7 protein-coding genes are annotated in these 11,094 nt (G+C 55.1%); 4 read left to right on the top strand and 3 right to left on the bottom strand.

Annotated elements, in window-relative coordinates:
• Positions 1–109: 109 nt before the first annotated feature.
• On the bottom strand, positions 110–1,462 hold the full coding sequence (yegD, locus tag ACT9TW_RS20490; RefSeq protein ID WP_446493538.1) for a molecular chaperone: 1,353 nt from the start codon (positions 1,460–1,462) through the stop codon (positions 110–112).
• 131 nt (positions 1,463–1,593) lie between these two features.
• On the opposite strand from yegD, the gene alkA reads away from it, so the two are divergent.
• Positions 1,594–2,466, top strand: coding sequence for a DNA-3-methyladenine glycosylase 2 (gene alkA / locus ACT9TW_RS20485; RefSeq protein ID WP_446493537.1), 873 nt, complete (start codon positions 1,594–1,596; stop codon positions 2,464–2,466).
• Here alkA and ACT9TW_RS20480 read toward each other — a convergent pair.
• Positions 2,431–5,760 (bottom strand): diguanylate cyclase, encoded by a 3,330-nt coding sequence (locus ACT9TW_RS20480; RefSeq protein ID WP_446493536.1) that lies wholly within the window; start codon positions 5,758–5,760, stop codon positions 2,431–2,433. The genes alkA and ACT9TW_RS20480 overlap by 36 nt on opposite strands.
• A 343-nt stretch (positions 5,761–6,103) precedes the next feature.
• Between ACT9TW_RS20480 and udk the strand changes: the two genes are divergently transcribed.
• From udk to asmA, 3 genes are all read left to right on the top strand, one after another.
• Positions 6,104–6,745 (top strand): uridine kinase, encoded by a 642-nt coding sequence (udk, locus tag ACT9TW_RS20475; RefSeq protein WP_182061701.1) that lies wholly within the window; start codon positions 6,104–6,106, stop codon positions 6,743–6,745.
• A gap of 91 nt (positions 6,746–6,836) precedes the next feature.
• Entirely contained in the window at positions 6,837–7,418 is a 582-nt protein-coding gene (dcd, locus tag ACT9TW_RS20470; RefSeq protein ID WP_182061700.1) for a dCTP deaminase, read from the top strand.
• A gap of 22 nt (positions 7,419–7,440) precedes the next feature.
• Positions 7,441–9,291, top strand: a complete 1,851-nt coding sequence (asmA, locus tag ACT9TW_RS20465) for an outer membrane assembly protein AsmA (protein WP_446493535.1) — start codon at positions 7,441–7,443, stop codon at positions 9,289–9,291.
• An 86-nt stretch (positions 9,292–9,377) separates the two neighbouring features.
• On the opposite strand, the gene ACT9TW_RS20460 is transcribed toward asmA, so the two are convergent.
• Positions 9,378–10,961, bottom strand: coding sequence for a TerC family protein (locus ACT9TW_RS20460; protein WP_446493534.1), 1,584 nt, complete (start codon positions 10,959–10,961; stop codon positions 9,378–9,380).
• Positions 10,962–11,094: the final 133 nt, after the last annotated feature.

The raw sequence follows: 11,094 nt of genomic DNA, 5'->3' as shown, positions 1-11,094 counted from the left end.
ATGGAAGACTGTCTGGAATTGTCTGAGTGTGGTGCTTTTACTTACCCGGCCTGCGGTTCGAGGATTTTATAGGCCGGGTAAGGCGGAGCCGCCACCCGGCACAACGGCATTAGCTAAACATCACCTGCGCCCAGCGCGCCAGACCTGCGGTAACGGATCCAAAGTCATCGCCGCCCGCAATCGGTATTCCCGGCAGTTGTTCCGCCAGTGCTTTCTTGATGAGCGGTGAGCGGGCGCTCCCTCCCGTCAGGTAAATTACGTCCGGCTTCTCTTTGCCATTTTCCAGTGCCAGCTGAACCTGCTCCAGAATGCGCTGTAACGGCTGCGTGAGCGCCGTTTCCAGCCCGTCCTGCGTAATGGCAGTGGCAAGGTCATCGCTAATAAACGGCAAGGTCACCGCGTGCTCAGGGATTGCCGAGAGCGCAATTTTACTCTCTTCAGCGGTACGCACCACGCGATAGCTCAGGCGCTGACGCCACACTTTATGCAGCAGGGCGACTTTCTCTGCGTCCTGGGCATCGCGCACCAGATCATTCAGGAAACGTCCGTTAGCGGTGCTGTAGAAATCACTTTGTGCCGGCACGTCGTTGATGGCGATAGCATTCCACCACGGCAGGATCGGCAGGGCAATCCCTTTTTCCGTCTGCCCGCCCATGCCCAGCAGCGGCATCAGGCTTTTAAACGCCAGAGCGATATCCAGATCGTTACCGCCCACGCGGCAACCACTGTGCCCCAGCAGGCTATTTTCGCGGTCACGGCGCGCGTGCCATTGTGGCCCCATCAGCAGCAGGGAGCAGTCTGTCGTTCCCCCGCCGATATCCACCACCAGAACCCGTTTTTCTTCCGTCAGGGTGGCTTCAAAATCCAGCCCTGCGGCAACCGGTTCATACTGGAACACCACATCGCGGAAGCCCGCGCGGTGTGCGGCACGCTCAAGAATGCCCTGCGCCTGCTGGTTGGCTTCTTCGCCGCCTAATCCCTGGAAGTTAATCGGACGACCAATCACCGCCTGGGTGATGGCATCAGTAACCTGGGTCTGCGCCTGATTGCGGATATGCAACATCATGGCGCACACCAGGTCTTCAAACATGGCCACCTGCTGCGGTTTCAGCCCGCTTGCGCCCAGGAACGACTTCGGTGATTTAACGAAGTAGACCTCTTCAGGATCTTCAACGTAATGACCCAGCGAAGAGAGGCCAAACTGCACGCTGGATGGCGTGACGTCGATATCCTCTTCGCGGTTAAAACTGACTGCACGGCGCAGCAACGCCTGCGATTCCGCGCCAGTGGCCGGAACCTGGTGATGACGGAACAGCCATTCGCTGACCGCTTCACGAGTGGGAGCGCAAAGCATGGACGGCAGCAACGTGCTCTCTTTTTCCATTTTCAGGAGCTGTGGTTGCCCGTTTTGCATGATGGCAACTGAACAGTTAGCCGTACCGTAGTCAAATCCAATAAACACGTAGACATCCCCATGCCAGTGAGAAGGGGCGAGACTTTAGCGAAATGTCCGGCCTGCGACAACAGGAATATGAAAGCAAGGCGAAACAAGCCTGTTCGGTTTATGCTGTGGTGAACCTAAAAGGAGTCGCGATGTACACCCTGAACTGGCAACCCCCTTACGACTGGCAATGGATGTTTGGCTTTCTTGGCGCGCGTGCGGTCACGGGCGTTGAAACCGTCACGGATACCTTCTACGAGCGGAGTTTCGCCTGTGACGGGCATCAGGGCGTGTTTCGCGTCACTCCTGATACCGACACCTGTACCCTGAAGGTTACCTTAAGCCCGGGGCTGGTTCCTGTGTCGTCGGCCTGCCTGGCGCGGATTGAACGTCTGTTCGATCTTGCCTGCGAACCGCAACGCGTCCTCGCAACGCTCGGTGAGCTTGGCGCAGCCCGGCCAGGGCTTCGTTTGCCGGGCTCGATGGATGCCTGGGAGCAGGGCGTAAGGGCGATTCTGGGGCAACTGGTGAGCGTGGCGATGGCGGTGAAACTGGCCGCGCGCGTGGTGGCACTGTGTGGCGCGCCGGTGAAAGATTTCCCTGACTACCTTTGCTTTCCCTCCCCTGATGCGCTGGCAGCCGCCGATCCGCTGGCGCTGAAGGCGCTCGGGATGCCTGTTAAGCGGGCTGAGTCGCTGATTCATCTGGCGCAATCTGTGGTCAACGGGACATTCCCGCTCACGCCGCCGGATGATATTGACGCGGGAATGAAAGCGTTACAGCTGCGGCCCGGGATTGGCCGCTGGACGGCCAACTATCTTGCGCTGCGCGGATGGCAGGCAAAAGATGTGTTCCTGCCGGATGATTATCTGATTAAGCAGCGTTTTGCCGGGATGACACCGGCGCAAATCCGGCGCTATGCCGAGCGCTGGCAGCCGTGGCGTTCCTATGCGCTACTGCACATCTGGTACACCGACGGCTGGACGCCGTTAGTTGATGGCGAAGTAACTGGTGTTCAGCAGTAACTCCAGCGGCTGCGGTTCGGCGATGGTGTCGCCATAGATAAAGTCGATGCCAATGCCGGATAAGGTGTCCATCATCATCGGCTGATTGCTTGGGCCGGCAATGGTTTTCATGCCCAGGCGCTGGGCGTGGCCCTGAATAATGGTCACCATCATCTCATCCATCAGATTACCGTGAACGTTGGTCACCACTTCGGCATCCAGCATCAGGTAATCGGCCATATTGATGCTCAGCTGGTTGAACACATCCATATTGCGCCCCACCTGGCTTAACACCACACGACAGCCAACGTGACGGAGTTTTTGCAGCCCATTCTGTACGTTTGGATCTGGGTTGTTCAAAACGTCAATGGTGATAATCAGATGCAGCAGACGCCCCGGGAACGGGCCTTTCTCCAGCAGTTCGAGCAGTTCGTCTACCAGCGTGACGCTGGCTAAACCCGCCTCTGAAAGCGGCAGGGCAACGCCCATTCCTTTGCTGGCAACCTGGGCCGCATAGGTACGGAAAAACTCACTGAAAATACGTCTGTCGAGGGCGTGAAGCAGTTCAGGTTCGGCCAGCCCGGCACGGAACGCGTGTTCTTCCTGCACTTCGCCCTGGCTGGTCCACAGGCGCAGTGAAATCAGCCAGAAATTACTGCTTTCCGGGATGCGCGGCGAGGCCACGCTGCGGGCAATCATCATCAGGTGGTTGTCTTTGATCATGTGCCACTGCTCATCGAGCGACATCATGCCGCGCGTGGTGTGAACACGTTCCTGCTGAGGCTCGTAGACCGTAACTACACCACGGCCGTTGTTCTTGGAGGCGTAACAGGCGATATCCGCCTGGGACATCACTTCCGCTGCCTGGTAGTTATTTTCGTCAATCAGGGTGATGCCCGCACTGGCGCCGATACGATGCAGGCGACCTTCCCACATGAAGTGATAGTCATTAATGGCGTGGATCAAACGCCCAGCGATATAGCGTGCGCTTTCGATATTACAGTCAGGCAGCAGCAGGCCAAACTCATCGCCGCCCAGGCGCGCCAGAACATCGCTTGAACGGAGCATGGTCAGCATTAATGATGAAAGCTCACGCAGCAGGGCATCGCCCGCCGCATGGCCTGCCGTATCGTTGACGGCTTTGAAGCGGTCAAGATCGATAAAGACCAGCGCATGACGCTGGCGAGTTTCCTGAACCGTCTGCAACAGCCGCTTGAGATGGCTTTCAAAGCTCACGCGGTTTGCCAGGTGGGTGAGGGCATCGTGAGAAGCGCTATAACTCAACTGGCGCAGCATTTTGCGTGATTCGGTGACGTCCTGGATAACCAGCACCGAGCCGATATTTTGTCCATCCAGCGTACTGAGCGGCGTGATGCTGTAATGAATGTCAAAACTCCCGCCGCTGCGGCAGTTCAGCACCACATCCTGTTCGATATCGGAGCGAGACATATCACCGCTGTGGATGTTTTCCATCAACGGGCCGTTCTCACCAAAGGTAATATGCAGAACTTTCAGGATCGGCTGACCAATGGCTTCAACCTGAGTCCAGCCGCTCATCTTCTCGGCGACAGGGTTCATGAAGGTGACGTTCATGTCGACATCGGTACAAAGTACCGCTTCGCCGATGGAATCAAGGGTAATGTGCAGCCGCTCTTTTTCCTGGAATAACGCCTCGTTAAGCTGTTTAACTTCGGTCATATCCATGTTGATGCCAAGCAGACGCTCAACTTCCCCTTGTTTATTCAGCACCCGGTTGGCGAGAGAGCGGATATGGCGCACACCTTCTTTCACCCGGATACGGAATTCCAGCTTAAACGGCAGCCTTGCCATCAGCGAATCGCGGATCACCTGTTCAGCATAGGGACGGTCTTCCGGCACCATCGCTTCATGCCAGATTTGCCACGTAGGTTTGATATGCGGCGGGATTTCATACAGCTCGAACATTTTTTTGTCCCAGCTGATGATGTCAGGTTCAAGATCCCATTCCCAGATACCAATACCACCCGCTTCATTGGCGAGCGTAATACGCTCCATCAGACGTTTATTTACCCATTCCGTCTGTTTCAGGTCGTTAATGTCTTCAATCTGGGCAATAAAATAGAGGGGAGTGCCATCCGCATGGCGCACAACCGAGACGGCGAGCAACGCCCAGACCACTTCCCCGTGACGGGTGTAGTAGCGTTTTTCCAGCGAATAGGTGTTGATGTCCCCGTTGATCAGCTGTTCCAACTGTTCGAGGTCGGAGTTTAAATCGTCAGGCCAGGTCAGTTGCTGGAAGGTGAGCGACTGCAGCTCGGTCTGGGTATATCCCAAAAAGTTACACAGCGCTTTGTTGGCCTGGAGCCACTGGCCTTCAATGCCGACTAATGCCATACCGATGGCGGAATATTCCATCGCGTTGCGAAAACGCTCTTCGCTTTCGGTGATGTGCTTACGTTCCGCCCGAAACGCATACATCACCATGGTCATCACGTTGGCCGGCAGCAGCATCATCAGGAACGGCAGCCACGGCGCGTTGACCATTGCGCTGGCATTTTGGGTGGCCATTGGCGCGGGGTTTTGCGCAATCATCAGCGACACCATCATCACGGTGACCAAAAATACCAGGAACGCTTCCAGGCGCGGCAGGCGTACCGCGCTCCACATCAGCAGGACAATGACACAGGTGAACGGCCACGGAAGCCAGGTAATAGCAACCCAGCTCAGGACCAGCGTGATCGCCATGGTCACGAGCGTTTCCAGCAGCAGTCGCGGGTTACGGTGGCGCAGCAGATAGTGCGGTTTAAACAGTAACCCTAATGGCACCAGTGCCAGTGCTCCGATGGCCTCTGATAATACCCAGACCAGAAAGTTACGCAGCGGCTCCGGGCTCGGAACGATGAAGTAAACCAACACGCCACCTACCAGCGGCGGTATCAGGGCGCTGCCGATGGCCAGACGGATCCAGTCATTCAGGTTTTGTAGCGGGTTGTACCAGGGCAGCAGTTTTCGTAGCAGTAATGCGCCGACACAGGCTTCGATAACGTTAATGACCGTGTAGGCGAGGCTGATTTCGCCCCATGAGAGGATCATCCAGGAGGCGAAAACATTGCCAAAGGAGCAGGCCAGCGCAATGCCGGGCCACATTTTCCCCGCGTGACGGTAAAACGCGACCATCATAATTGACGTCGGGAACCATAATGGCGCCAGCAGCGTTCCAAAACGGGTCAGTTCAAGCGAGAACAACGTAAAGATAAAGGTGACCAGGCCCAGAAAGACAAGTCGCAGTAAAGGATGTGGGGTGGTAACCAAAACCCGCTGGTATTGTTTATTCATTACCGCTTTATCCAGGGACGCGAGGCCGTCCGGAAACAGGTCCAGACGAATGAATTTATGAATTTCGTTTATGCTAGTACAAACAATTTACAATTCATATGGCGACTGCTCATAATTTGACATCATAGACTTATTAAATAGTTACTCTGCAAAAAATTCATGTTAAACGCTGAAAAATTGGTCATTTAAATTTCATTAAGGGAGTGAAAAGGCACTTTTGAGGCTGTCTCGCATAACCTGTGTATTCGACTGGTATCACGCCCACGAAATCCCTATAATTGCCGCGTTTGACGCTCCGGCGTCGTCCTTCCTTAACATCCAGGTTAATCAGGTCGCTAAATTTATGACTGATAAGTCTCATCAGTGCGTCATTATCGGCATCGCCGGCGCATCGGCTTCAGGTAAAAGTCTTATTGCCAGTACGCTTTATCGCGAACTGCGGGATCAAGTTGGTGATGAGCACATCGGTGTCATTCCCGAAGATAGTTATTATAAAGATCAATCGCATCTCTCGATGGAAGAGCGCGTTAAAACCAACTATGACCATCCGAATGCAATGGATCACAGCCTGCTGTTCCAGCATTTAGAAGCGCTTAAAAGCGGCCAGGCGATCGAACTGCCTGTTTACAGCTATGTTGAGCATACCCGTACCAAAGAAACGGTACGTATTGAGCCGAAAAAGGTCATTATCCTTGAGGGCATTCTGTTACTGACGGACGCTCGCCTGCGTGAATCAATGAACTTCTCTATCTTTGTTGATACCCCGTTGGATATCTGCCTGATGCGTCGTATTAAGCGTGACGTTAACGAACGTGGCCGTTCGATGGATTCCGTTATGGCCCAATACCAGAAAACCGTCCGTCCGATGTTCCTGCAATTTATCGAACCGTCCAAGCAATACGCCGATATCATCGTGCCTCGCGGCGGTAAAAACCGTATCGCCATTGATATCTTAAAAGCGAAAATCAGCCAGTTTTTTGAATAAACCGCGCGAATTGTGTACCGTTCAGAGATAACCTGGTTTGCCCTGGAGCCTGACAGGCTTCAGGCATTGATGCACGAAAGGAGAAAGTGCCATGCGTCTTTGTGACCAAGATATAGAAGCCTGGCTGGATGAAGGCCGCCTGTCTATTACTCCTCGTCCGCCAGTGGAGCGAATCAACGGTGTGACCGTTGATGTGCGTCTGGGGAATAAATTCCGTACGTTCAGTGGTCATACTGCGCCATTTATCGACCTCAGCGGGCCGAAAGATGAAGTCAGCGCTGCGCTTGACCGCGTAATGAGTGATGAAATTGTACTTGAAGAAGGTGACGCGTTTTACCTTCATCCGGGCGAGCTCGCCCTGGCAGTCACCTTTGAGTCCGTCACGCTTCCGGCTGACCTGGTTGGCTGGCTGGATGGCCGTTCCTCTCTGGCGCGTCTGGGGCTGATGGTACACGTGACCGCACACCGTATCGATCCGGGCTGGTCTGGTCGTATTGTGCTGGAGTTTTTCAATGCCGGTAAACTGCCGCTGGCACTGCGTCCTGGTATGATGATTGGAGCGCTGAGCTTCGAGCCGCTGTCCGGTCCGGCAGCACGTCCTTACAATCGCCGTCAGGATGCTAAATACCGCGATCAGCAGGGTGCCGTCGCCAGCCGTATCGATAAAGACTGATTGTTAGTCCACTGAGGATGCCATGAGAAGAGTTCTGACAACGCTGATGATTTTGCTGGTGGTGCTGGTAGCTGGCCTTTCGGCGTTGGTTCTGCTGGTTAACCCAAATGATTTTCGCGCCTACATGGTGCGTCAGGTCGAGGTGCGCAGCGGATATCAACTGAAGCTTGATGGGCCGCTGCGCTGGCACGTCTGGCCGCAGCTCAGCATCCTCTCTGGCCGCATGTCGTTAACGGCGCCAGGGGCGTCAGCGCCGCTGGTGTCGGCAGACAATATGCGTCTTGATGTCGCTCTGATCCCGCTCTTTTCGCATCAGCTCCAGGTCAACCAGGTGATGCTCAAAGGTGCGGTGATCCAGCTTACACCGCAAACCGAAGCGGTCCGTACATCCGATGCGCCGGTTGCGCCGCGTGAAAATACCTTACCGGATGCGCCGTCTGATACCGGCTGGTCGTTCGATATCGGCAGCCTGAAAGTGGCCGACAGCGTCCTCGTGTTTCAGCATGAAGATGATGAACAGGTCACCGTGCGCAATATCAGCCTGAAGATGGAGCAGGATGCAAACCACCAGGCAGCCATTGAATTCTCCGGTCGTGTCAATCGCGATCAGCGGGATCTGACGGTGTCTCTGGACGCAAACGTCAACGCTGCAGATTATCCGCATCAGCTGACGGCGGATATCCAGCAGCTTAACTGGCAGCTCACGGGCGCAGACCTGCCGACACAAGGTATTACCGGGCAGGGCACATTACAGGCGGTCTGGCGTGAAGAGCTTAAACAGCTTGAGCTGGATAATCTTAATTTGCAGGCCAATGACAGCAACCTGAAAGGGCAGGCGAGCGTCACGCTTGCTGAAAAACCGAAGTGGGTGTTCAACCTGCAATTCGATAAGCTCAATCTGGAAAATCTGCTCGCGGCCCCTTCGCCGGATGCCGCCAGCGCTGATGCACCGCAGAACGGTCAGAGCCAGGTGAAGCAGCCGCGTCCTGTTATCTCGTCGAATCTTGACCAGCCCGATTACAACGGGTTGCGTGGCTTTACCGCCGATGTCTTGCTCAAGGCTAACAGCGTGCGCTGGCGTGGTATCGACTTCACTGACGTCAGCAGCCAGATGTTCAACCATAATGGCCTGCTGGTTATCTCTGAACTCAGTGGCAAAATGGGCGCAGGGCACCTTTCATTACCCGGTACTCTGGACGTACGCAACGATAACCCGACGGCAGAATTCCAGCCGCGTCTCGAAAACGTTGAGATTGGCACCATCCTTAAAGCCTTCAATTACCCGATCTCACTGACCGGGCAGATGACGCTGGCGGGGGATTTCTCTGGCACCCGAATTGATGCTGATGCTTTCCGTCGCGAATGGCAGGGGCAGGCGCATCTTGATCTGAAAGACACCCGCATGGAAGGGCTGAACTTCCAGCAACTGGTGCAGCAGGCGGTTGAACGCAGCAGCGATGTGAAGGCTCAAGAGAATTACGACAGCGCAACGCGTCTTGACGCATTTACCACGGACCTGACGCTGGACAACGGGCAGCTTTCGCTGGACGGCATGGAAGGGACATCATCCTTACTGTCTTTGACCGGTGCCGGTACGCTCGACCTGGTGAAAGAGACGGCGGATACGCGTTTTAAAGTGCGTGTGTTATCCGGCTGGGAAGGCGAAAGCAAGCTGATCGACTTCCTGAAAGAAACGCCGATCCCGCTGAACGTGTACGGTAAATGGCAGGCGCTGAACTACAGCCTTCAGGTGGATCAAGTGCTGCGTAAGCATTTGCAGGATGAAGCGAAGCGTCGACTGAATGACTGGGCGGATCGTAATAAGGATTCGCAAAGCGGGAAGGACGTGAAGAAGCTGTTAGATAAGCTTTGATGGATGTTGTGCCGGGTGGCCTGTGCGGCCCCGGCCCAGGGGAGCAAACTCTAAAAACGGCAACGGGGTTGCCGTTTTGTTTTTACCTACACCTCAAAATCCAGTTCGTCCTCACTGCGCAGCGGTATCAGCTGCACTTTCTGCACGCGATGGCTCTCAACCTGTAGCGTTTTGATCAGGTAATCACCCACCTGCACCTCTTCGCCAGGCTGCGGAATACGTTGCAAATACTCCATCAACAGGCCCGCGATGGTGTGGTATTCGCGCTTTTCATCCAGCGGCAGCGGCACATACTGCACCAGATCTTCCAGCGGCATATGGCCGTTGGCCGTCCAGGAGCCGTCCGGGTTTTTCTGGATATCATGGCGGGCGTCAATTTCATCAACTTCGTTCGGCAGATTACCGGCGATGGTTTCCATCACGTCACTGAGGGTGACTAGCCCTTCAACCGAGCCAAATTCATCCACCACAAAGGCAAAGTGGGTGCGGGCATTACGGAACTGTTCCAGCGCAGAGAGCAACTGCAACGTCTCCGGGAACACCAGCGGCTGGCGCACCAGCGCGCGTAAATCGAGCGTCTCACCGCGCAGCTGCTGCTGAAGAAGGTCGATAACGTGCACCACACCAAGCAGGTCTTCTTCCTCTTCTCCGCCGGTGACCACCACACGGGTGTGCTGGTTTTTGTCCAGCAGGGCACGGATTTGGGACTCCGGTGCCGTCAGATCGATATGCTCAATATCATGGCGGGAGGTCATGATACTGCTGACCGAGCGCTGATTGAGGTTGAGCACGCGCTCAATCATCAGGCGCTCCTGAGGATTAAAAATCTGGTTATCGTTGTGGTCGGCCAGCAGAGAGGCGGACTCCGCATCAAGCTCGGCATCCTCTTTTTGCCCGCTGAGCAGGCGCATAACCGTGTCGGCGGTGCGCTGGCGCAGGGTCTGGTTGGCAGACAGAAAGCGACGACGGTTGAAAATGGCCAGTTGGTTAAGCGACTCGATGATCACCGAGAAGCCGATTGCGGCGTACAGATAGCCTTTCGGAATGTGGAACCCAAAACCGTCGGCGACAAGGCTAAAGCCAATCATCAGCAGGAAGCTGAGACACAGGATCACAATCGTCGGATGGCTGTTCACAAACCGAGTGAGCGCTTTGCTGGCCATCACCATCAGGGTAATAGCAATAATCACCGCTGCCATCATCACGGCCAGATGGTCCACCATGCCAACCGCGGTAATCACGGAGTCCAGCGAGAAGACCGCATCCAGCACCACGATTTGCGCAACGACGGGCCAGAACTTCGCGCCCCGGCGCTGGGTTGGGTTTTCGCTGTCTTTGCCTTCGAGCCGTTCGTTGAGTTCGACCGTGGCTTTAAACAGCAGGAACAACCCGCCGAACAGCATGATCAGATCGCGGGCGCTGAAACTCAGGCCATGAAAGACAATCAGCGGTTTTGTGAGCGTCACAAGCCAGGAGATAGAGGCCAGCAGCAGTAAACGCATCACCATCGCCAGCAGTAAGCCCGTTACGCGCGCGCGGTCGCGCTGTGAAGAGGGCAGTTTTTCGGCGAGGATGGCGATAAAGACCAGATTATCAATCCCGAGCACTAATTCGATGACCACCAGAGTGACCAGCCCGGCCCAGATTGATGGATCGGCAATCCATTCCATAGTAATAGCAATACCTTCTGTTATATGACAGATGTCACACTTCGATCATGGATAAAGCTGGACGAAATTGCAATGACGACCTGAGATTTATCTCAATAACCGACTGAGTGCTGCGCAGGAAAATAGCCTTATT

The sequence above is a fragment of the Enterobacter sp. C4G1 genome (assembly GCF_052886895.1).
This window is presented reverse-complemented; position numbering and strand designations above follow the sequence as displayed.

Bases quoted from the DNA above. Each gene is read 5' to 3' on its own strand.
- udk (WP_182061701.1), top strand. From the start codon at position 6,104: ATGACTGATAAGTCTCATCAGTGCGTCATTATCGGCATCGCCGGCGCA.
- ACT9TW_RS20460 (WP_446493534.1), bottom strand. From the start codon at position 10,961: ATGGAATGGATTGCCGATCCATCAATCTGGGCCGGGCTGGTCACTCTG.
- asmA (WP_446493535.1), top strand. From the start codon at position 7,441: ATGAGAAGAGTTCTGACAACGCTGATGATTTTGCTGGTGGTGCTGGTA.
- dcd (WP_182061700.1), top strand. From the start codon at position 6,837: ATGCGTCTTTGTGACCAAGATATAGAAGCCTGGCTGGATGAAGGCCGC.
- alkA (WP_446493537.1), top strand. From the start codon at position 1,594: ATGTACACCCTGAACTGGCAACCCCCTTACGACTGGCAATGGATGTTT.
- ACT9TW_RS20480 (WP_446493536.1), bottom strand. From the start codon at position 5,760: ATGAATAAACAATACCAGCGGGTTTTGGTTACCACCCCACATCCTTTA.